General features: G+C 62.9%; 17 protein-coding genes. 2 read left to right on the plus strand and 15 right to left on the minus strand.

Annotated elements, in window-relative coordinates; translation table 11 throughout:
* From infB to CEW87_RS19460, 11 genes are all read right to left on the minus strand, one after another.
* Positions 1–2,994, minus strand: coding sequence for a translation initiation factor IF-2 (infB, locus tag CEW87_RS19410; RefSeq protein WP_108975655.1), 2,994 nt, complete (start codon positions 2,992–2,994; stop codon positions 1–3).
* A gap of 13 nt (positions 2,995–3,007) precedes the next feature.
* Positions 3,008–4,483 (minus strand): transcription termination factor NusA, encoded by a 1,476-nt coding sequence (gene nusA, locus CEW87_RS19415; RefSeq protein WP_108975657.1) that lies wholly within the window; start codon positions 4,481–4,483, stop codon positions 3,008–3,010.
* Between the two features lie 27 nt (positions 4,484–4,510).
* Positions 4,511–4,945 carry a ribosome maturation factor RimP gene (gene rimP, locus CEW87_RS19420; protein ID WP_108975659.1) on the minus strand — a complete coding sequence of 145 codons (435 nt, stop codon included), beginning with the start codon at positions 4,943–4,945 and terminating at the stop codon, positions 4,511–4,513.
* Positions 4,946–5,200: 255 nt separating this feature from the next.
* A complete protein-coding gene (gene rluB / locus CEW87_RS19425; protein WP_108975660.1) occupies positions 5,201–6,250 on the minus strand; it encodes a 23S rRNA pseudouridine(2605) synthase RluB in 1,050 nt (349 codons plus the stop codon).
* Complete coding sequence (gene scpB, locus CEW87_RS19430; protein ID WP_108975662.1) at positions 6,192–6,794, minus strand: SMC-Scp complex subunit ScpB; 603 nt, start codon at positions 6,792–6,794, stop codon at positions 6,192–6,194. Before scpB ends, rluB begins: the two co-directional genes overlap by 59 nt.
* Complete coding sequence (locus CEW87_RS19435; RefSeq protein WP_108975664.1) at positions 6,772–7,611, minus strand: segregation and condensation protein A; 840 nt, start codon at positions 7,609–7,611, stop codon at positions 6,772–6,774. Before CEW87_RS19435 ends, scpB begins: the two co-directional genes overlap by 23 nt.
* A 44-nt stretch (positions 7,612–7,655) precedes the next feature.
* Positions 7,656–8,858 carry a tryptophan--tRNA ligase gene (locus CEW87_RS19440; RefSeq protein WP_108975666.1) on the minus strand — a complete coding sequence of 401 codons (1,203 nt, stop codon included), beginning with the start codon at positions 8,856–8,858 and terminating at the stop codon, positions 7,656–7,658.
* A gap of 8 nt (positions 8,859–8,866) precedes the next feature.
* Positions 8,867–9,526, minus strand: coding sequence for a site-2 protease family protein (locus CEW87_RS19445; protein ID WP_108975668.1), 660 nt, complete (start codon positions 9,524–9,526; stop codon positions 8,867–8,869).
* 42 nt (positions 9,527–9,568) lie between these two features.
* The gene (locus tag CEW87_RS19450) at positions 9,569–10,201 is read right to left on the minus strand and encodes an L-threonylcarbamoyladenylate synthase (protein WP_108948685.1); all 633 of its coding nucleotides are present in this window, start codon (positions 10,199–10,201) and stop codon (positions 9,569–9,571) included.
* Between the two features lie 24 nt (positions 10,202–10,225).
* Positions 10,226–11,056, minus strand: coding sequence for a 3',5'-nucleoside bisphosphate phosphatase (locus tag CEW87_RS19455; protein WP_199917064.1), 831 nt, complete (start codon positions 11,054–11,056; stop codon positions 10,226–10,228).
* Between the two features lie 14 nt (positions 11,057–11,070).
* Entirely contained in the window at positions 11,071–11,946 is an 876-nt protein-coding gene (locus tag CEW87_RS19460; RefSeq protein WP_108975672.1) for an alpha/beta fold hydrolase, read from the minus strand.
* A gap of 68 nt (positions 11,947–12,014) precedes the next feature.
* Between CEW87_RS19460 and CEW87_RS19465 the strand changes: the two genes are divergently transcribed.
* A complete protein-coding gene (locus CEW87_RS19465; RefSeq protein ID WP_108975674.1) occupies positions 12,015–15,293 on the plus strand; it encodes an EAL domain-containing protein in 3,279 nt (1,092 codons plus the stop codon).
* Positions 15,294–15,380: 87 nt separating this feature from the next.
* Here CEW87_RS19465 and clpB read toward each other — a convergent pair whose 3' ends face one another.
* From clpB to CEW87_RS19485, 4 genes are all read right to left on the minus strand, one after another.
* Positions 15,381–17,963: an ATP-dependent chaperone ClpB gene (gene clpB, locus CEW87_RS19470; RefSeq protein WP_108975676.1), complete on the minus strand. Its 2,583-nt coding sequence runs from the start codon at positions 17,961–17,963 to the stop codon at positions 15,381–15,383.
* Between the two features lie 171 nt (positions 17,964–18,134).
* The gene (locus CEW87_RS19475) at positions 18,135–20,201 is read right to left on the minus strand and encodes a dipeptide ABC transporter ATP-binding protein (protein WP_108975678.1); all 2,067 of its coding nucleotides are present in this window, start codon (positions 20,199–20,201) and stop codon (positions 18,135–18,137) included.
* A gap of 60 nt (positions 20,202–20,261) precedes the next feature.
* Positions 20,262–20,747, minus strand: a complete 486-nt coding sequence (locus CEW87_RS19480) for an FKBP-type peptidyl-prolyl cis-trans isomerase (RefSeq protein ID WP_108948690.1) — start codon at positions 20,745–20,747, stop codon at positions 20,262–20,264.
* Position 20,748: 1 nt separating this feature from the next.
* Positions 20,749–21,219, minus strand: coding sequence for a peroxiredoxin (locus CEW87_RS19485; RefSeq protein WP_108977388.1), 471 nt, complete (start codon positions 21,217–21,219; stop codon positions 20,749–20,751).
* A 256-nt stretch (positions 21,220–21,475) separates the two neighbouring features.
* On the opposite strand from CEW87_RS19485, the gene lexA reads away from it, so the two are divergent.
* Positions 21,476–22,084 carry a transcriptional repressor LexA gene (gene lexA, locus CEW87_RS19490; protein WP_108975680.1) on the plus strand — a complete coding sequence of 203 codons (609 nt, stop codon included), beginning with the start codon at positions 21,476–21,478 and terminating at the stop codon, positions 22,082–22,084.
* Positions 22,085–22,125: the final 41 nt, after the last annotated feature.

Below are 22,125 nucleotides of genomic sequence, written 5' to 3' on the forward strand. Positions count from 1 at the left end.
TCAAAGCGTCCGTGCAATTTCCTTGATCTCGAACACCTCGAGCTGGTCGCCTTCGTGAATGTCGTTGTAGTTCTTGAGCTGGAGACCGCATTCGTAGCCGAACTTGACCTCCTTGACATCGTCCTTGAAGCGCTTGAGCGATTCGAGCTCACCCGACCACACGACCGTATGGTTGCGCAACAGACGCACGGAAGAACCGCGCTTGACCATGCCCTCGAGCACATAACAACCGGCAACCGAGCCAACACGGGAAATCGTGAAGACCTGGCGGATTTCCACCAGACCGATGATCTCCTCGCGCTTCTCCGGCGACAGCATGCCCGACAGCGCAGAACGCACCTCATCCACAGCATCGTAAATGATGTTGTAGTAGCGGATATCGACGCCAAAGGTCTCGGCCAGCTTGCGCGCACCGGCATCGGCACGCGTATTGAAGCCGATGATCACCGCACCCGATGCCTGCGCCAAGTTCACATCCGATTCGGAAATGGCACCGACCGCACCGTGAATGACGTTGACACGGACTTCGTCGTTCGAAAGCTTGACCAGCGACTGCACCAGCGCTTCCTGCGAACCCTGCACGTCGGCCTTGATGATGAGCGGGAGGCTCTTGACCTCGCCGTCCGACATCTGTTCGAACATGCTTTCGAGCTTCGCCGCCTGCTGCTTGGCCAGCTTGACGTCGCGGAACTTGCCCTGACGGAAGAGCGCAATTTCGCGCGCCTTCTTTTCGTCGCCGAGCACGATCGCTTCGTCGCCGGCTGCCGGCACGTCGGAGAGACCCAGGATTTCGACCGGAATCGAAGGACCTGCGGAATCGATCGCCTTGCCGTTCTCGTCGAGCATTGCACGGATGCGACCGAAAGTCGCGCCCACGAGCAGCACGTCGCCCTTGTGGAGGGTACCGGACAGAACCAGCATCGAAGCCACCGGACCACGACCCTTGTCGAGACGCGCTTCCACGATCAGGCCCTTGGCTGCAGATTCGACCGGTGCCGTCAGTTCGAGCACTTCGGCCTGCAGCAGCAGCGCTTCGAGCAGCGCATCCACGCCTTCGCCGCTCTTCGCGGAAACCGGCATGAACATGGTGTCGCCACCGTACTCTTCCGGGATCACGCTCTCGGCAACCAGTTCCTGCTTGACGCGCTCGAGGTTTGCCTCGGGCTTGTCGATCTTGGTGATCGCCACCACGACCGGCACGTTGGCGGCCTTGGCGTGGTGAATCGCTTCACGGGTCTGAGGCATCACGCCGTCGTCCGCAGCCACCACCAGAATGACGATGTCGGTCGCCTTCGCACCACGGGCACGCATGGCCGTAAAGGCTTCGTGACCCGGGGTATCGAGGAAGGTGATCATGCCACGCGGCGTTTCCACGTGATACGCACCGATGTGCTGCGTAATGCCGCCATGCTCGCCGGCTGCAACCTTGGCGCGACGAATGTAGTCGAGCAGCGAGGTCTTGCCGTGGTCGACGTGACCCATCACGGTCACCACCGGCGCACGCGGCAGCACTGCCACATCCTTCTGCTCTTCGGTGACGTCGAGGAAGGCATCCGGGTCGTCGAGCTTTGCAGCAACAGCCTGGTGGCCCAGTTCTTCGACGATGATCATCGCCGTTTCCTGGTCCAGCACCTGGTTGATCGTGACCATCATGCCCATCTTCATGAGCGCCTTGATCACTTCGGTCGCCTTGACGGCCATCTTGTGGGCAAGATCGGCGACGGAAATGGTTTCCGGCACATGGATCTCACGCACGATCGGCTCGACAGGCGCCTGGAACGAGGTCTGGCGATCGTCCTGCTGATGGCGGCTGTGACGGCCACCACCCTTGGCACCTCGCCAGGCATTGCCGGACGTCGATGCACCGACTTCGCCACGGGTCTTCAGGCCACGACGCTTGCTGCTTTCGCTTTCACGCGCACCGCCGCGCTTGTTTGCCGAATCCTTGGTCTTGTCTTCGGTCTTCGCCGGCTTGTGCAGCGTACCGGAGGTCGACTTGGCAGGCTTCGCAGCCGCCGGACGCGCAGCTTCTTCCTTCGCCTTCTGCTCGGCGACGACACGCGCCTCTTCTTCAAGGCGGCGGTTTTCGGCTGCAGCCTTGGCGGCCTGCTCGCGCTCCTGGCGGGCACGGATGTCGGCCTGCTGGCGCTCTACCAGTTCGCGGTGACGGCGCGATTCGCGCTCGCGCGCTGCAACCTCTTCGTCACTGATGATCTGGCTGATCGGCACCGGACGGGAATGAACCATGGTCGGTGCCGGGCCGGCTTTCGGGGCCGCCTGGCGGTTGTCGCCGCCACGGGACGCGCCGGCGCGGCCATCGGCCTGCTTGCGGTCACCGCTCTTGCGATCATTGCCTTTGCGATCGCCGCCCTTGCGCTCGTCGTTCCTTGCTGCAGACGCAGCAGGTGCGGGCGCAGGCGCGCTGGCCACGGGTTCGGGAGCAGCCACTTCGGCCACAGGCTCGGCTGCGACCGCTTCGACAGCGGCTTCCGCTACCGGCTCAGGCGCAACAACGGGCTCAGGCTCGGGTGCGGCCTCGACGACCGGAGGCGTCTCCGCAGGCACGGGCTCGACGACGGGCGCCGGCGCGGCAACAGCCTCGACCGGTGCAACGGCTTCAACCTTCTCGACCGGAGCCTGATCTTCCGCTGCAGCAGCAGTCGCCTCGACTGCTGTCGCTTCGCCACCTGCGGTGTCATCGCGCTTGACGAAGGTCCGCTTCTTGCGGACTTCGACCTGCACGGTGCGCGCACGACCGGTAGAGTCGGTCGCACGGATCTCGGATGTCTGTTTGCGGGTCAGAGTGATCTTGCCCTTGGATTCGACGTCGCCATGCGCACGCCGAAGATATTCGAGCAGACGCGCCTTGTCCTGCTCGGTCAGCATATCGTTCGCACCGGTCTTCACGACACCGGCACTCTTCAACTGCTCGAGCAGCGCCGCCGCCGGCATTTTCAGTTCGCCGGCAAACTGGGTCACGCTCATTTGTTCCATTACTGCCCTCCCGTCATTCTTCGAACCAGTGGGCGCGCGCAACGGAAATCAGCGCCTTGGCTCGTTCGTCGTCGATCCCGGCCATCTCAACCAGCTCGTCGACCGCGAGGTCAGCCAGGTCGTCCCGGGTGCGAATCTCATGACTCGCCAGCGTAGCGGCAAGCGCCTTGTCCATGCCATCGAGGTTCAACAGGTCGTCAGCGACGTTTTCCAGTTTTTCCTCGGTCACAATTGCTTCAGTCAGCAACACGTTGCGCGCACGGTTGCGCAACTCATTCACCGTGTCTTCGTCGAAGGACTCGATTTCGAGCATTTCGGCGAGCGGCACATAGGCGATTTCCTCAAGCGAGGAGAAACCCTCGTCGATCAGGATATCGGCCAGTTCCTCATCTACATCGAGCTTGGCCATGAAGACCGAACGCAAACCGCCGCGCTCTTCTTCCGACTTGGCAGCCGATTCCTGCTCGCTCATCAGATTGATGGTCCAGCCGGTCAATTCGGACGCCAGCTTGACGTTCTGTCCGTTACGACCGATTGAGATGGCGAGATTGTTCTCGTCCACCACCACATCCATCGCATGTGCTTCTTCGTCAACCACGATCGAAACCACTTCCGCGGGCTGCAGCGCAGAAACCACGAACTGGGCCGGATCGGCAGACCACACGATGATGTCGATCTGCTCGCCACCAATCTCGTTACGCACAGCGGTGACGCGCGAACCGCGCAGACCGACGCAGGTACCGATCGGATCGATACGCGGATCGTTCGATTTGACGGCCACCTTGGCACGCAGACCGGGGTCACGTGCGCAGGCCTTCATCTCGAGCAGACCGTCTTCGATCTCGGGTACTTCGAGCTCGAACAGCTTCATCAGGAATTCGGGCGCGGTGCGCGACAGGATGAGTTGCGGACCCCGCGCGCCACGATCGATCTTGAGCAGATAAGCCCGGACGCGGTCACCCACGCGCAGGTTCTCGCGCGGGATGTGCTGATCGCGCGGCAGCACGGCTTCCATCCGACCGACTTCGATGATCGCATTGCCTCGCTCCATGCGCTTGATCGCGCCGGAAACCAGGAATTCCTTGCGCTCAAGGAAGTCGTTCAGCACCTGCTCGCGCTCAGCATCGCGAATTTTCTGCAGAATGACCTGCTTCGCAGCCTGGGCGCCGATACGGCCGAAGTCGATCGGCTCGAGTGCTTCCTCGATGTAATCACCCAACTCGACGTCGGCCTTGACCTCACGCGCATCGATGATACCCATCTCGGCTTCATCGTTGGTCACATCCTCGTCGAGCATGACCACCCAGCGACGAACCGACTCGTAATCGCCGGTATCGCGATTGATGCTGACGATAACGTCGGCATCGTCATGAACGCGCTTTTTGGTCGCGGAGGCAAGCGCCGACTCGAGCGCGGCGAACACGATGTCTTTGGCAACGTTCTTTTCACGTGCCAGCGCATCCACAAGCAGCAGAATTTCGCGGCTCATTTCAGTAAAACCTCCACATCCAGAGTCTCAGAATTTCGGAACAAGGCGTGCCTTCTCGATATCAGCGTAAGGCAGGAGCAGTTCGCCCTTTTCAGTCGTGATCAGCACTTCGCCATCACGCACACCCTCAAGCACGCCTACAAAATTTCGTTGATTGCCGATTGGCAGGGACAGTCGCAACTGGATCTCATGCCCGGAAAAGCGCTCGAAATCAGCCAGCTTCTTGAGCGGCCGATCAAGCCCCGGAGACGACACTTCGAGTCGGTCGTAATCGATATTCTCGACTTCGAAAACCCGGGTCAGCTGGTTACTGACGGTCGCGCAATCATCCACGTTGATACCGCGCTCGATATCAATGAAGACGCGAAAAAGCCGCCCCTTGGGCGACAATTCAAGATCAACCAGCTCGTATCCGAGCCCACTGACCACTTCTTCAACCAGACTTCCCAGATCCACCCGCATACTCATGCCATCCGCGACTACAAATAAAAAATGGGCAAAAAGCCCATCCCTGTTGACCCCAACCGGAGAATCGGGCTCCCCATTATTGGGAGCACCCGATAAAGCCCGCCGAGTATAGCGCGAAAAGCCCGCGACGGGCAAACCGGCACAATTCATGCACGGCATGCCCGACGGGCTGCAAACCTGGCGGATCGTTCCTTACCGAAATGGCAGGCTGTCATGCACCTCGTAGCAGTTTTTCTCGCGCTCGAACGCTCAGGCGCGCGGCGCTGTGCGCCGCAACTTCGGCGGTTGCGCCTTGCCCGGCGGCCCCTGCTTTGGCGGGGGCGGCGGCAGGCCTGCAAGCTTGCACACCTCGACCTCAGGCATTTCCATCCACATCCCGCGCTTGAGCCGTGAGGGTAGCTCTACCGGACCGTAACGCACCCGTATCAGCCGGCTCACGGTGAGCCCGATCGCCTCGAACATGCGCCGGACCTCGCGGTTACGTCCCTCCGAGAGCGTCACGTGATACCAGTGGTTCACGCCCTCACCACCAGCAGCCTGCAGGGAGTTGAAGCGCGCCGGCCCATCGTCGAGCACAACGCCGTCCACCAACTGCTGCGCCTGCTCCTCAGTGAGCTCGCCCAGCAGACGGACCGCGTACTGACGGTCGATCTCATAGCGCGGGTGCATCAGCTTGTTGGCCAGATCGCCATCGCTGGTGAACAGCAGCAAACCCGATGTATTGAAGTCCAGACGCCCCACTGCGAGCCAGCGCCCCTTGCGCAAGACGGGCAGACGCTCGAACACGGTCGGGCGACCTTCCGGATCATCGCGCGAAACGATCTCGCCCTCGGGCTTGTGATAGATCAGCACCCGCGGCGTACGCTGCACAAAGCGCAGCGGAATCAGCTTGCCATTGAGCTTGACGCGATCGCCCGGCCCGATCTTCTGCCCCAGCGCAGCAGGCAGGCCGTTGACCGAAATACGGCCGGCAACCACGAGCTCTTCGATCTCGCGGCGCGAGGCCACGCCGGCCTGAGCCAGCACCTTTTGCAGACGCTCGGGCTCGGTGAAGGTCGCCGGCCCACCCTGGGCGGGACCCCGCCGACGCTCCCGCCCCGGCCCTTCGAGCGTCATGCCTTCGGGCGTACCCAGCGCAGACTTGTGCGCGTCCGGGCGCATTGCGGGACGACGGTCCTCGTCAACAAATTCGTCGGACGCTTCGCGGCGCCCACCCTGACGAGGCTGATGCCGCCCCTGCTCAGTCGGTTTCTTGGTCGGCGGCCGCAGCGGCCGATTGGATTTGCGTGGTGTCGACAAGATCCATGATCCTTTCGATTTCAGTGAGAGCCGGCAGCTCGGTGAGGCTGCGCAGACCCATATCATCCAGGAAACGTCGCGTGGTCGCGAACAACGCCGGCCTGCCGGGCGTGTCGCGATGACCGACAACGTCGATCCATCCTCGCGATTCCAGGGTTTTCAGTACGCCAGGGGAGACCGTGACACCGCGAATATCCTCGATGTCGCCACGGGTTACCGGCTGGCGATAGGCAATGATTGCCAATGTTTCCATGACCGCACGCGAATAACGCGGCGGTTTTTCCTCCTTCAGGCGATCCAGGTAAACCTGGAAGGCAGGCCGTGTCTGAAAACGCCAGCCACCTGCCAGTTGCACCAGCTCAACCCCGCGCTCCGACGCATCCCAGTCGTTACGCAGCTCGTCGAGCAGGCGCCGCACCAGATCCGGCCCCGGGTCTTCGTCGAACAACCCCCGCAGTACGCTCACCGTCAACGGCGCGGGCGTTGCCAGCAGTGCCGTTTCGATAATGCGTTTGCACAGTTCAGGCGTTGTCACGCGATCCATCAGCCAGTTTCACGTATATCGGCGCAAAGGCCTCGTTCTGCGTTACATCGACCAGTCGTTCCTTGACCAGTTCGAGCACCGCCAAAAAGCTCACCACCAGCCCGGCCGCACCCAGCTCTGGCTCGAACAGCGTATCGAATACCACGAAAGCACCGCCACCCAGCTTGCGCAGAATAGACGTCATGTGCTCGCGAACAGAGAGCTGCTCGCGACCCACCCGGTGATTCTGGGTCAGGCGAGCCTTCTTCATGATGCGCAACCAGGACAGCTGCAGATCGTGCAGACTGACCTCGGGCAGACGCTCGACCACCTTCTCGGCAACGAACACGCTCACCCACTCGAAATCACGCTCGACCCGCGGCATGGCATCGAGGCGCGCCGCAGCAAGCTTGGTCTGTTCGTATTCGAGCAGCCTGCGTACAAGCTCGGCGCGCGGATCCTCTTCCTCGGCATCGTCCCGCGGCGGACGCGGCAACAGCATGCGCGACTTGATCTCAAGCAGCATCGCCGCCATCAGGAGATAGTCTGCAGCCAGATCCAGGTTGCTGGCACGCATCGCTTCGACGTACGTCAGATACTGAACCGTCAACGGCGCCATCGGAATGTCGAGAACGTTGAGGTTGGCCTTGCGGATCAGGTAGAGCAGCAAATCGAGCGGCCCCTCGAACGCATCGAGGATGATCTGCAGTGCGTCGGGCGGAATATACAGGTCTTTCGGCATTTCGAGCATGGGCTCGCCGTAAAGACGTGCGATTGTCGCCACATCCTCGACCGTTTCGATCGGGACCAGTGGCAGCGGCAGCGTCGCTTCAGTCATTGCGAGGCATGCGAATCCCGACGTCGAAACTCACCACGATCCGCTCACCCGTAGCTCAAGCCCATTGCTTCGCGCACATCCCGCATCGTTTCCTGGGCAAGCTTGCGCGCGCGCTCGCAGCCATCGGCAAGGATGTTGCGCACAAGCGACGGATCCTCGATATAAGGGCGCGCACGCTCACGCAGGCCGGCCTGCTCCTTGATCACCGCATCGACAACCGGCTGCTTGCACTCGATGCAGCCGATACCCGCGCTACGGCAGCCATTCTGTGCCCACTCCCGGGTCGACTCGTCGGAATAGACGACATGAAACTGCCACACCGGGCATTTGTCCGGATCGCCCGGATCGGTGCGCCGCGCGCGGGCAGGATCGGTCTGCATGGTGCGTATCTTGCGCGCCACGCTGTCGTCGTCTTCGCGCAGGAAAATCGTGTTGTTGTGGGACTTTGACATCTTCTGCCCATCGAGCCCCGGTATGCGCGGCGCCTCGGTCAGCAGGGAATCCGGCTCGACCAGAATCATCTTGCCGTTACCCTCGAGGTAACCGTAGAGGCGCTCCCGATCACCGAGACTCAGGTTCTGTGTTTCCTCGAGCAAGGCCTTGGCCTGCTCGAGCGCATCCTCTTCCCCGTCCTGCTGGAAGCGGACGCGCAGTTCTGCATACATGCGCGCACGACGGGAGCCGAGCTTGCGCACCGCATCCCTGGCCTTGTCCTCAAACCCGGGCTCACGACCGTAAAGATGGTTGAAGCGCCGTGCCACTTCGCGCGTCATCTCCACATGCGGCACCTGGTCCTCACCCACCGGCACGGTATCGGCGCGATAGATCAGAATGTCTGCCGCCTGCAGCAGCGGATAGCCGAGAAATCCGTAGGTCCCGAGATCCTTGCCACCGAGCCTGTCCTGCTGATCCTTGTAGCTCGGCACACGCTCGAGCCAGCCCAGCGGACACATCATCGACAGCAGCAGATGCAGTTCCGCATGCTCGGGCACGCGCGACTGGATGAAAAGGGTTGCCTGCGAGGGATCGACACCGGCTGCGAGCCAGTCGATCAGCATCTCCCACACATGGTCTTCGATCACCTCCGGCGTGTCGTAGGCGGTGGTCAGTGCATGCCAGTCAGCTGCGAAGAACAGGCAAGGATGCTCCTCCTGCAGCTTGACCCAGTTCTTGAGCACACCGTGGTAATGACCGAGGTGCAGACGCCCGGTGGGGCGCATGCCGGAGAGAACGCGTTCAGCGTACATGGCGGGTCTTAGTTTCCGAAAATCAAGGCAAGAAAGAAGCGGAACATGGCGAGCATGGGTCCCAGAATGGCCCCCAGCAAACCGCTAAACAGCAACAGCAAGAGAATTGGAAAGCCGAAGGGCTCGATCCGTGAAAAGTGCCAGGCGAGGCGACCGGGCAACAGGCTGACGGCGATGCGCCCTCCGTCAAGCGGCGGAATCGGCAGCAGATTGAGCAACATCAGCACACCGTTGATCTGCATGCCGGCATCCGCCATCTTCATCATCGGAATGGTGAAAGCGCCCTGCGGTGAGCTGATCGCAAGCTTGAACAGCAGCGCCCAGCCGATGGCCATCAACAGGTTGGCACCTGGCCCTGCCGCGGCAACCCACAGCATGTCCGCCTTGGGGCGCCGCAAGCGACCGAAGTCGACCGGCACCGGCTTGGCCCAGCCAAAAAGAATACCGCCTCCACCGAACAGCACGCTCAGACCGAGTATGCCGGCGGGCACCAGCAGGGTACCGACCGGATCGATATGGCGCAGCGGATTCAGCGTGATGCGCCCGGCCCGATCTGCCGTTGGATCGCCGAAATATCGGGCCACATAGCCATGAGCCGCTTCGTGCAGCGTAATGGCGAGCAACACCGGCAAGGCCCAGATGGCCAGATTAGAGATCAGCGATTCCATGAAAGCGGGGGCACAAAGCAGCGCATTCTAGCAGAGCCGGCCCTAGTCCTCCTCAATCCCGAATGGGGCCAGATCACCCCGACCGGCGCGCACCAGGGTCGGCCCGCCGCCGGTGAGGTCGATCACCGTGGTTGCTTCGGGGCCGCAGAAGCCCGCCTCGATGACGAGATCAACCTGCTTTTCCAGACGATCGCGAATCTCCTCGGGATCGGTCAGGGGCAGATCTTCGTCCGGCAGCAGGAGCGTAGAGGACAGCATCGGCTCGTCCAGCTCGGCAAGCAGCGCCGAGACGACGGCATGCTCGGGAACCCTCAGGCCGATCGTCTTGCGCTTCGGGTGCAGCAGGCGCCGGGGCAGCTCGCGCGTACCCTCGAGAATGAAGGTGTACGGACCGGGTGTCGTCGCCTTGAGCAGGCGGTACTGGGTGTTGTCCACCCTGGCGTAGGTCGAGATCTCGGACAGGTCGCGACACAGCAGGGTGAAGTGATGACGATCGTCCACACCACGGATGCGGCGGATACGCTCGAGCAGCGATGCGTCGCCCGTCAGCCCGCCGAGCGCGTACGCCGAATCGGTCGGAAAAGCGACGAGCCCTCCGCCGCGAATGATTTCGGCGGCCTGACGGATCAGGCGGGCCTGCGGTTGCTCCGGATGGAGCGAGAAAAATTGAGCCATATGCCTTTCTTGTTTTTCAGTCGTTCAACCCAGGCGCGACCATACGGGCGTCAGGTCTGGTGGAAGCGGATTGCACCGGCCGAGGTCGACCGGGCTCTCGCCCTCGCCATGAAAGTCGGAGGCGCGGGAGGCCAGCAGGTTACGCCGCCTTGCGATGCTTGCAAAACGACGCATTTCGTCTTCGGAATGCGCACCGGAGACGACTTCGACCGCCTCGCCCCCCGCGGCGCCGAACCGATCGAACAGCTCTTCGAGGGCCGCCGTCGACAGGCGATAGCGTGCCGGATGTGCGATGACGGCAATGCCGCCCGCCTCGCGAATCCAGCCTACAGCCTCTTCGAGACTGGCCCACTCATGCTCGACGAAACCCGGCTTGCCGCGCACGAGGTAATGCTCGAAAACAGTCTTGACGTCGGGCATGACACCACTTGCCACCAGGAAACGCGCGAAATGCGCGCGGCTGACGAGTTCGGGATTACGCGCAAACTGCCTCGCCCCGCCCAGCGCGTCCCGAATACCGACCTTCTCGAGCGCCTCGGAGATCCGTTTTGCGCGGGCATCGCGGCCGCTACGCACCTGCTTCAGGCCCTCGATCAGTGCCGGGTGACGGTGATCGAAGCCGAGGCCGACGATGTGAATGGTTTCTCCCGCGAAAGACACCGAGATCTCGACACCATTGACGAAGCGCAGCCCCAGTTCCCGCGCCACCCGGGCCGCCTCGTCGAGTCCGCCGAGCTCGTCGTGATCGGTCAGCGCGAGCAGTTCGACACCGTTGGCTGCCGCGCGGCGCACGACCGCCTCGGGTTCGAGCCAGCCATCGGACACCGTGGAATGGCAATGCAGGTCTGCGTTCATTGAAATGTCTCCGGTCATGCGTGTTCAGACCGCAGAAAGGCTTCAATGATCCCGGCCACCTGCTGCGGCTGATCGTGGTGCAGGTTATGCCCCGCATCCTTGATCGTCGATACCCGGACATCCCGCAGACACGCTTTGGCACTCTCGTATGACTCGTCGTTCACCCCGATCCGTTGCCGCAGGCTCTGATCATCCGGCTCCACCCACAATACCGGGGCCGACACGCGCCGCCAGCAGGCTTCGGACTCGGCTCGACGGTAAAGCACCGGATTTACCCGTCGGTGCGCGGGATCGCCCGCCAGCCTGACGCCTCCCTGCCCGTCGTCCTCACCCAGGTGACGCGCCAGCCAGATGGCCCGCTCGGCGCTCAGGCGCGGATTATCCCGGCACAGACGTGCCGCCAGGGTATCAAAATCGGCATAGGGCCTGAACTGGGCCGGCGAGCGAAGGTCGTGCAGCCATTTTTCGTAGCGGCCAGGCGCCTCTTCGGGCGAGCGGTCGACCAGACCGAAGCCGTCCAGGACCACCACGCGGGCAACCCTTGACGGCCGGATGCCGGCGTACATCAGCGCCACGTTGCCGCCGAGGCTGTGACCGGCAAGACGCACCTCGCCGCTGGGCTGCAACTGCTCGAGAATCGAGTCCAGGTCGGCAAAGTAGTCCGGAAACCAGTAGGCGTCGCCACACCACTCACTGAGGCCGAATCCGCGCCAGTCGGGCGCAATGACATGCCAGTCGCCCTCGAGCTCATCGACAACAAACTGGAATGACGCGGACACATCCATCCATCCGTGAAGCAGAAAGAGACGAGGCGCACCTTCCCGCCCCCACTCTCGAACGTGGTAGCGCACACCCCGGACTTCGAGGAAACGGCTTCGGCTTGATTTCATGCTGCGATGATAGCAAATGACGCCCTCTCGTCGCGCGCAGGCGATGTCGCTTCGATATACTTCGCGCCATGTTCGCCCCCCCATCCCGGCTTGCAGCCCTCGCCTTCGCCTATACCTTCGCCGGCTGGCTTGCGCTTCAGCTTGCCGTCCCGCCCGGCTATGCAGCCCCCTTCTATCCTGCGGCAGGCATTGCACTCACCGGCCTGCTGATTTTCGGCTACCGGCTCTGGCCCGCGATCTTTCTCGGCTCCCTGCTGGTCAATCTGTACGCACAGATGCAGAGCGGCGGGCCCGAGTCCATCGGGTGGGCGCTCGCGCTCGTCCCCTTTGGCGCCGTGATTCAGGCTGTATTCGGCGCGTGGCTGGCACAGCGAATGATCGGCTTCCCGAATCCATTGGGGTCGCCGCGGCAGATCCTGCGCTTTCTCGGCGTGGTTGCGCCGGTAAGCAGCCTGGTCAGCCCCTCTTTGGCCATACCGCTGCTGTATGCCTCGGGCAGCATTGGCGCCGACGACCTTGCCTTCAGTTGGTGGAACTGGTGGATCGGCGACGCCGTTGGCGTCATCATCGCCGCGCCGGTGATGTTCGTGCTCTTTGCTCAGCCTGCCGAAGACTGGCGCTCGCGCAGACTTGGCGTCATCGTGCCCCTCGGCATCGCCATCGCACTGCTTGCCTTCGCCTTTCACAATGTCCGCAACTGGGAAGCCCTGCGGGTACAGACCCAGTTCAACCGCGATGTCGAGCACGTCGCCAGCGGGGTGCGCAAACGCCTCGAAGTACAGATCGACATGATGCAGTCGATCGAGCGCCTGATGGTCGTCAGCGAGGACGTGACCCGCACCGAGTTTCACGAGTTCGTCACCCCATGGCTCAAGCGCTACCCGGGAACACAGAACTTTGGGTGGAATCCCGTCGTCCGCCATGCCGACAGAATGCGCTTCGAACAGTCAGTTCAGAACGCGGGCCAGCGCGACTTCCGAATTCTTGGACGTGATGCCGAAGGGCGTACGTTTCCAGCAGAGGAAGCCGAGGAGTACTTTCCGATCACCTATGTCGAACCGTTGGCTGCCAACCAGAGCGCACTCGGCCTCGACCCCACGTCCCTGCCGACGACCGCCAGAGCGATAGACGCTTCGCGGCGCTCCGGAATGCCGGTTGCCTCGGAGGCAATCCGCCTGGTGCAGGAGGAGCAGGTTCAGCGTGGCGTCGTCGTCTATCTCGCGGCATTTGGCAAAGCGAGGGGCGCTGTTCAGCCACGACCACTTCTCGGGGTGGTTTCCGGTGCCTTCCGCATGGACGACTCAATAACCACGGCACAAGAGCTGGCAAAACGCACGGGTATCGAACTGTGCCTGATCGATGCCGACGGCAGCCCCGGCAATCGCCGCCTCTCCGGCGAGCCAGGCTGCGAAACCGACGCCTGGCTGGGCAAGGAGGTGCGCCGGGCGCTGCCCATCCTGTTTGCCGCGCGCAACTGGGAGCTGCGCCTGAGTGCGACGCCCGAGTACATCGCCGGCATGCGCAGCTGGGCTGCATGGAGCACGGTTGCCGTGGGGCTGCTCGCGGTCGGCATGCTGGGCGCGTTTCTGCTGATCACGACGGGGAACACGCGGCGAATTGCCCGGCTGGTTGACCGGCGCACCGAAGAGCTGAAAACCGCAAGCGACAGCTTGCGTGCCCAGCAGGACGCACTCGCCGAAGCACAGCGCATCGCACGGCTGGGTAGCTGGGAAGTCGGCAGTGATGGCCGAACGCTTCAGGTATCTGACGAGCTTCATCAGGTCCTGAACTGCGACGCCACATCGCTTGCCACGCTCGCCGATCTCGTTGCCTGTGTTGCGGAATCCGACCGCGAACGGCTGCAGGTGGCCATCGCACGCGCGACGGAGAAACCTGGGCGGATCACCCTCGATTGCAACCTCGCCGCATCGCCTTCGCACGTGCTGCAATTTCAGATCGAAAGTACGCCGGACGGTGACAGTCTGCACGAGCTCAGAGGCACCGTTCAGGACGTCAGTGCCGAGCGCGAGGCCGAAGCCCACATCCAGTATCTCGCCCATTTCGACCCGCTTACCGGATTACCGAACCGCAGCGCCTGGATGAATCAGGCGCAAACAGCACTGATCTCGGCACATCGAAACGGGGACCTCCTCGGCATCCTGTTCCTCGATCTGGACAACTTCAAGACCGTCAACGACTCGCTCGGCCACCCCGTCGGCGATCGCCTGCTGGCGGCCGTTGCGCGGCGCCTGGCCGGGTGCCTGCGTGAAGAGGACATTCTTGCCCGCCTTGGTGGTGACGAGTTCGTCGCCTTGTTGCCACGCCTGCCGCACTCGGACGATGCCGCACAGGTTGCGCGCAAACTGATTGACGTGCTCGCAGCCCCGATTCACATCGACGATCACGAGCTGTCCACATCGGTCAGCATCGGCATCGCCCTCTACCCGGCCGACGGCGAGGATGTAGACACCCTGCTCAAGCATGCGGATACGGCGATGTACGGCGCCAAGGCCGCGGGCCGCAACCACTACGAGTTCTTCGTGCCCGACATGAACGCGCGCGCTTTCGAGCGGCTCATGCTGGAGAACGCGCTGCGTCGGGGTATCGAGCGCAATGAACTGGTGCTGCACTATCAGCCGCAGATCGAAGCCCGCAGTGGGCAGGTCAATGGTTGCGAGGCGCTGGTGCGCTGGAACCATCCCGATCTCGGCCTGGTGCCGCCGTTGCAGTTCATCCCCATTGCGGAAGACTCCGGTCTGATCGGGCCGCTTGGCGAATGGGTGCTGCGCGAGGCCTGCCGCCAGCAGGCGCAATGGCAAAACGGCTCGATGAGCGAGCTGCGGATGGCAATCAACATATCCGCCCTTCAGTTTCTCAAGCCCGACTTCGTCGATACGGTGAAACGCGCGCTTGCCGACACTGGCGCGAATCCGCACCGGATCGAACTCGAGATTACCGAAAGTGCGCTGATGCAGCCGGGTGCGGCACTGACCGGACGACTGCTGCAGTTGCGCGACATGGGGCTGACGCTGGCGCTGGACGATTTCGGCACCGGCTACTCCTGCCTGGCCTATCTCAAGCGCCTGCCAATCCGGCGCCTGAAGATCGACCATTCCTTCGTCAAGGACCTGCCCGGCGACCAGGAAGACGCCGCGGTGACCTCTGCCACGCTGTCGCTGGCGCGCGACCTCGGTCTCGAAGTGGTTGCCGAAGGTGTCGAAACCGTCGAGCAGCGTGACTACCTGCTTGCCCGCGGCTGCCATTCACTGCAGGGCTTCATGTACTCCAGGCCGCTCACCATCGCAGACTTCGAAGCCTGGACCGAAGCCAGACGGCAGCCGGCCTGAACGAAAAAATGCCCGCGCCGGCAAACCGGGCGGGCACTTCGGTATGGGGTTCAGGCGGACGCGATCGCGCGTCCGCCCTGCCCCGTCTTACTGCATGCGCGAGAACACGATCTGTCCGTTCTCGATGTCCGCCCGGATGCGGTCCTCTGCACCGAACTGACCCTCGAGAATGGCCCTGGCCAGCGGATTCTCGATCCGCTCCTGAATCGCCCGCTTGAGCGGACGCGCGCCAAACACCGGATCAAAGCCTGCCGCGGCAATGTCGGCCAGTGCCGCATCGCTGACCTCGAGCTTCATCTCCAGACGCGCCAGACGCTTCTCGAGATACTGCAGCTGGATCTTCGCAATGCCGGCGATGTTCTTCTCGTCGAGCGAGTGGAACACCACGACCTCGTCGATCCGGTTGATGAACTCGGGGCGGAAGAAGGTCTTCACCTCGGCCATCACCGCCAGCTTGACCACACCGTAGTCGCTGCCCGCCATCTGCTGAATCATCTGGCTGCCAAGGTTGGACGTCATCACGATCACCGTGTTCTTGAAGTCCACCGTGCGCCCCTGCCCATCGGTCATGCGACCGTCGTCGAGCACCTGCAGCAGCACGTTGAACACGTCCGGATGCGCCTTCTCGACCTCATCGAACAGGATCACGCTGTAGGGCTTGCGCCGCACCTGTTCGGTCAGATAGCCGCCCTCCTCGTAGCCGACGTATCCCGGCGGTGCGCCGATCAGACGGGCCACCGAGTGCTTCTCCATGAACTCGCTCATGTCGATGCGGACCAGATGCTCCTCGGAATCGAAAAGGAACTCGGCCAGCGACTTGCACAGCTCGGTCTTGCCCACACCGGTCGGGCCGAGGAAGAGGAAGGAGCCATAGGGCCGGTTCTCGTCCGACAGGCCGGCGCGGGAACGACGGATCGCATCCGAGACCAGATGCACCGCCTCGTCCTGACCCACCACCCGGGCGTGCAGACGTTCTTCCATCTTCAGCAGCTTCTCGCGCTCGCCCTGCATCATCTTGCTCACAGGGATGCCCGTTGCGCGCGACACCACCTCGGCGATTTCCTCGGCGCCCACCTGGGTGCGAAGCAGCTTGTTCGGGGTCGCATTCTCGCCGGCCTGTTCAGCCATTTTGAGCTGGGCCTCGAGCTGCGGCAGCTTGCCGTACTGCAGCTCGGCCACCTTGTCGAGCTGGCCCTTGCGCTGGAAGTCGGCCATCTGCGCACGCAGCTGGTCGATTTCTTCCTTGATGTGCGCCGACCCTGCGGCCTTCGACTTCTCTGCCTTCCACACTTCGTCCAGATCGTTGTACTCGCGCTGCAGCTTGGCGAGCTCGTCCTCGATCAGTTGCAGGCGCTTCTTCGAGGCTTCGTCCTTTTCCTTCTTCACCGCCTCGCGTTCGATCTTGAGCTGGATCATGCGACGGTCGAGCTTGTCCATCACCTCCGGCTTGGAGTCGATTTCCATCTTGATGCGCGCGCCGGCCTCGTCGATCAGGTCGATGGCCTTGTCCGGCAGGAAGCGGTCGGTAATGTAGCGATGCGACAACTCGGCCGCGGCGACGATGGCCGGGTCGGTAATATCGACACCATGGTGGATCTCGTACTTCTCCTGCAGGCCGCGCAGGATGGCGATGGTCGCCTCGACGGTCGGCTCATCGACCTGCACTTTCTGGAAGCGGCGCTCGAGCGCAGCATCCTTCTCGATGTACTTGCGGTACTCATCCAGCGTCGTGGCGCCAATGCAGTGCAGCTCGCCGCGCGCCAGCGCCGGCTTGAGCATGTTGCCCGCATCCATCGCACCTTCGGCCTTGCCCGCGCCCACCATGGTGTGGATCTCGTCGATGAAGAGGATGACCTGGCCCTCCTCCTGCGCGATCTCCTTGAGCACGGCCTTCAGGCGCTCCTCGAACTCGCCGCGGTACTTGGCACCGGCCAGCAGCGCAGCCATGTCAAGCGAGAGCACTTTCTTGCCTTTCAGCGTCTCCGGCACTTCTCCGTTTACGATGCGCTGCGCGAGACCCTCGACGATGGCGGTCTTGCCCACGCCCGGCTCGCCGATCAGCACGGGGTTGTTCTTGGTGCGACGCTGCAGGATCTGGATCGCACGGCGGATTTCGTCGTCACGCCCGATCACCGGATCGAGCTTGCCCGAGCGTGCACGTTCGGTCAGATCCATGCAGTATTTGGCCAGCGACTCGCGCTGCCCCTCGGCGTCCTGACTGCCGACGCTGGCCCCGCCGCGAACGGCCTCGATCGCTGCCTCGAGCGGCTTGCGCGAAAGCCCGTGCTCTTTCATCAGACGACCGGTTTCGCCCTTGTCATTGCTCAGTGCGAGCAGGAACATCTCGCTGGCGATGAACTGGTCGCCACGCTTCTGCGCTTCCTTGTCGGTGAGATTGAGCAGGTTGCTGAGGTCGCGCCCGACCTGTACCTCGCCGCCATGGCCTTCAACCTTGGGCAGTCGCTCCAGGGCTTTTTGCAGGGCGGCCTTGAGCGGCGGCACGTTGACGCCGGCGCGCTGCAACAGCGACACCGTGCCGCCGTCGTCCTGGCCGAGCATGGCCAGCAACAGATGCTGCGGCTCGATGAACTGCTGGTCGTTGCCCAGTGCAATGCTCTGGGCATCATTCAGGGCCTGCTGGAATTTGGTCGTAAGCTTGTCGAAGCGCATGGCTGACATCCTTGGTGAATTCGGGTTGAGTCTTATGTGGGGCGCATCCTTTGTGCTTCAAGCCCCCTGACGCGAAACTTGCGGCCAAAACAGCAAACGCGCTACCCGAATCGGGGCGTCTGTGCACGGACAGGACGACGAGGACACCGGCCCGCGCACTTGCGACCAGACCTACCCTGCCCTGCGCAGCGCCAGCACCTCAGCCCCCGCCCAATGGCAACGAACCCTGTGCCCGCCACCCATGCTCTGCTCGGCCGGATAGGCTGCACGACAGATGTCGCTGGCAAGCGGGCAGCGTGGATGGAAATGGCAACCTGCAGGCGGGTCCAGCGGCGAGGGCAAGTCGGCGGCGACGGTCATTACCGGCTGGTGGGCGTCGACACCGGCACTGACCTTCGGCACCGCCGCAAGCAGGGCACGGGTGTAAGGATGTGCCGGTGCGCCGAGTACGCGCGCCGCCGGGCCGTGCTCGACGATGCGGCCGAGATACATCACCGCCACCTCGTCGGCCAGATACTCGACCACAGCGAGGTTGTGGGTGATGAACAGATAGGCCAGTCCAAGCTCCTGCTGCAGTTCGCGCATCAGGTTCAGCAACTGTGCCTGCACCGAGACGTCGAGCGCACTGGTCGGCTCGTCGCAGACAATGACTTTCGGCGACACGGCCAGCGCCCGCGCAATCGCAATGCGCTGGCGCTGACCGCCGGAGAACTCATGGGGATAGCGCCAGCGCATGGAGGGTGACAGGCCGATACGGTCCAGCAGGGCATCCACCGTCTTGCGCCGTGATGCGGCATCGCCCGCCACACCGAGACTGAGCATGCCCTCCTCGATGATTTCCCCGATCCGAAGGCGCGGATTGAGCGATGCGAACGGGTCCTGAAACACCATCTGCACGCCGCGTCGCATCGGCATCAAGGCGTCGCGTGAGAGGCCGGTCTGGCGCTCGCCGTTGTAGAAAACCGCGCCGCCCGTGCTCTGGTTCAACTGCAGGATGGCCTTGCCCACGGTGGTCTTGCCACAGCCGGACTCTCCCACCAGCGCCACCGTGTGCCCCGCACTCAGGGCCAGGCTGACGCCATCGACAGCCCGCACCTGCCCGACGACCCTGCGCAACAGCCCCTTGCGCACCGGAAAATGGACTTCGAGGTCGCGCACCTCGATCAGTGGCGCCCCCTCAATTCGCGCTGCAGGCGCAGCGTCGCCGGCCTCCGCCCGGTGCAGGGGGCGCGGCACGCTGACGCCGTCGTAAAGATGGCAGCGCACGGTCTGCGCGCCGATCTGCTGCCAGCCGGGCGATTCGTCGTCGCAGCGGTCAAACGCCTGCGGGCAGCGATCGGCGAAGCGGCAACCGACGAAATCCTGATCGAGCGCAGGCACGCCTCCAACCGGCGCATCGAGCATGGTGCCGCGGCGCGCACCGTCGGGCAGCGCCGCGAACAGCTTGCGTGCATAGGGATGAAGTGGCGTGCTGAAAAAGGCCTGGCGCGGACCGGTCTCAACCAGCTCGCCGGCGTACATCACCCCTACCCTGTGGGCCATCCGCGCCACCACACCGAGATCGTGCGTGATCAGCAGCATGGCCATGCCGCGTTCTGCCTGCAGCCCCGCCAGCAGATCGAGCACCTGAGCCTGGATGGTCACATCGAGGGCAGTTGTCGGCTCATCGGCAATCAGCAGTTCGGGGCGACCGGCCAGCGCCATCGCAATCATCACCCGCTGCTTCATGCCGCCGGAGAACTGGAAGGGGTAGTCGTCGAGCCGGGCATCGGCACCGGGAATCCCCACGGATTCGAGCAGCAGCCGGGCCTCGGCACGGGCCTCGGCGCCGCGCAGCTTGCGGTGCAGTTGCAGGGCTTCGCCGATCTGGTCGCCGATCGTCATGACCGGATTGAGACTGGTGGCGGGCTCCTGGAAGATCATGCCGATACGCCCGCCGCGTACCGAACGCATCCGCGTTTCGGGCAGCCGCAGCAGGTCGTCGCCGGCCAGACCGAGCTCGCCCCCGTCAATTCTGGCAGCGTCGGGCAGAAGACGGCTGATCGCAAGCGCCGTCATCGACTTGCCGCAGCCGGATTCACCGAGCAGGGCAAAGGTCTCGCCTGCGGCAATCGAAAAGCTGATGCCGTCAACCGGACGGACATCTCCGCCGGCGGCACGAATGGCCACCTTGAGCGCGCGCACGTCGAGCAGGGGCGCCGCGCCCGGGACAGATACATCGGGCGTCGTGCCACTCATTCAGGGGGGGCCATCCGGAAGCAGATATGAAAAGGGCCGCTACCGCGGCCCGTCAGACGATCAGTGATGATGTCCGCCAGCACCATGGACGTGTCCATGGCCAATCTCTTCTTCGGTACCGGCACGCACTTCGGCCACCGTCACGTCGAAGATCAGCGCCACGCCAGCCAGCGGATGGTTGCCATCGACCACGACCTTGCCTTCGGCAATGTCGGTAATGCGGTAGATGATTTCTTCCTCGCCGTCTTCGCTCACGCGCTCGAAGGACATGCCGACTTCGATGTTGTCCGGGAAGAGCTTTGCATCTTCCACCAGCACCAGTTCTTCGTCGTAGTCACCGAAAGCGTCTTCGGGTTGCAGCTTGATCTTGAAGTTCTCGCCTACTTTCTTGCCGTGCAGGGCTTCTTCCAGCGTCGGGAAGATGCCGTCGTAACCACCATGGAGATAAACCAGCGGATGCTGACCATCGTCGATCACCGCACCGTCCGGGTCGGTCACGGTGTACTTGAGGGTGACGACGCTGTTCTTTGCAATTTCCGTTTGCATGCTATGTATCCAGTTCCTTGACCAATTTTAGAACCGCAGCCACATGGCCGCGGGGCGTGACATCACGGAGCACGTGACGGATGACACCCTGTTTGTCGATGACGAAGGTTGTCCGCGCCACGCCCATCTTCTTTACCCCGTCGACTTCCCTGGCCTGCCACACATCGTAAAGACGCGCGACCTCGGCATCGGTATCGGAGAGCAGCCGGACGGACAGTCCGTGCTGATCGCGAAACTCGGCATGCGTCAGGGCGTCGTCGGGACTGACACCCACGATGATGCAGTCGCGACGGACGAATTCGTCTTCATGGTCACTGAAGTCGGCCGCCTGAAGCGTGCACCCCGGAGTGTTGTCACGCGGGTAAAAATAGAGAATCACACGCTGCCTGCCGCGCGTGGACAGGAGGTCGAAAGTCTCCATATCCGCGTCCGGCAAGGTGAAAGCGGGGGCAGTGTCTCCGCTCTGAAGCATGAATTCTCCCTGACGTTCAGCGGATTCTAGCGGAGTGGCGGTGCGAACTCTACCGGACTGTGATCGGGGCTCAACAAACATGATGTCGCTCCTTTCTGGTTTTGGCACGGCCAGGTGACGGAAATACGCACCTGAGTCATCAATAGCCCAGTCCTGCATCATGCTCAAGACGCAGTGCGTCATTCGCCGTTTGCTGATAAAGATTTGCACGCCGCACTTTACTGTTTAAAATTACAGCAACAATCAGGAGATGGCCATGAGCACCCGCAGCGAACACCTGACTGCACGCCAGCAGGAAATACTCGATTTCATCCGCCAGACCCTGGAGAGCGAGGGCCGCCCCCCCACCCGTCTCGAAGTGTGTACGGCTTTCGGTTTCCGCTCTCCCAATGCGGCAGAAACCCATCTGCGCGCACTGGCCGCAAAAGGTGCCATTTTGCTCGAGGAAGGACGCGCCCGCGGCATCCGGCTGGCGCAGGCGCTGGGCCTGCCGCTGATCGGCCGGGTTGCGGCCGGTAGCCCGATCCTCGCCGCAGAGCATGTCGAAAAACGTTTCCAGCTCGACCCGGCGCTGTTCTCGCCCCGCGCCGACTACCTGTTGCGGGTGCGCGGCATGAGCATGCGCGACGCCGGCATTCTCGATGGCGACCTGATTGCAGTCCATCGGGCCGGCGAGGCGCGCAACGGCCAGATCGTGGTGGCCCGCATCGACGACGAGGTCACGGTCAAGACCTTGCAGCGCAAAGGCCGTACCGTGGAATTGCTGCCGGCAAACCCCGACTTCGAACCGATCGTGGTCGACCCTCAACGATCGCAACTTGTGATCGAAGGCATCATGGTCGGCCTGATCCGCAAGGACAACTGAGCACCGGGACGCGCTGCCCGCAAGTCTGCAGCCCGCCCCTG

The sequence above is a fragment of the Parazoarcus communis genome (genome assembly GCF_003111665.1).
Lineage (GTDB): Bacteria > Pseudomonadota > Gammaproteobacteria > Burkholderiales > Rhodocyclaceae > Parazoarcus > Parazoarcus communis_B.

Coding starts and splice junctions, on each gene's coding strand:
- CEW87_RS19445 (WP_108975668.1), bottom strand. CDS start 9,526: ATGGAATCGCTGATCTCTAATCTGGCCATCTGGGCCTTGCCGGTGTTG.
- CEW87_RS19460 (WP_108975672.1), bottom strand. CDS start 11,946: ATGAAATCAAGCCGAAGCCGTTTCCTCGAAGTCCGGGGTGTGCGCTAC.
- CEW87_RS19435 (WP_108975664.1), bottom strand. CDS start 7,611: ATGACTGAAGCGACGCTGCCGCTGCCACTGGTCCCGATCGAAACGGTC.
- rimP (WP_108975659.1), bottom strand. CDS start 4,945: ATGCGGGTGGATCTGGGAAGTCTGGTTGAAGAAGTGGTCAGTGGGCTC.
- infB (WP_108975655.1), bottom strand. CDS start 2,994: ATGGAACAAATGAGCGTGACCCAGTTTGCCGGCGAACTGAAAATGCCG.
- nusA (WP_108975657.1), bottom strand. CDS start 4,483: ATGAGCCGCGAAATTCTGCTGCTTGTGGATGCGCTGGCACGTGAAAAG.
- CEW87_RS19440 (WP_108975666.1), bottom strand. CDS start 8,858: ATGTACGCTGAACGCGTTCTCTCCGGCATGCGCCCCACCGGGCGTCTG.
- lexA (WP_108975680.1), top strand. CDS start 21,476: ATGAGCACCCGCAGCGAACACCTGACTGCACGCCAGCAGGAAATACTC.
- CEW87_RS19475 (WP_108975678.1), bottom strand. CDS start 20,201: ATGAGTGGCACGACGCCCGATGTATCTGTCCCGGGCGCGGCGCCCCTG.
- CEW87_RS19480 (WP_108948690.1), bottom strand. CDS start 20,747: ATGCAAACGGAAATTGCAAAGAACAGCGTCGTCACCCTCAAGTACACC.
- clpB (WP_108975676.1), bottom strand. CDS start 17,963: ATGCGCTTCGACAAGCTTACGACCAAATTCCAGCAGGCCCTGAATGAT.
- CEW87_RS19485 (WP_108977388.1), bottom strand. CDS start 21,219: ATGCTTCAGAGCGGAGACACTGCCCCCGCTTTCACCTTGCCGGACGCG.
- CEW87_RS19455 (WP_199917064.1), bottom strand. CDS start 11,056: ATGAACGCAGACCTGCATTGCCATTCCACGGTGTCCGATGGCTGGCTC.
- CEW87_RS19450 (WP_108948685.1), bottom strand. CDS start 10,201: ATGGCTCAATTTTTCTCGCTCCATCCGGAGCAACCGCAGGCCCGCCTG.
- scpB (WP_108975662.1), bottom strand. CDS start 6,794: ATGGATCGCGTGACAACGCCTGAACTGTGCAAACGCATTATCGAAACG.
- CEW87_RS19465 (WP_108975674.1), top strand. CDS start 12,015: ATGTTCGCCCCCCCATCCCGGCTTGCAGCCCTCGCCTTCGCCTATACC.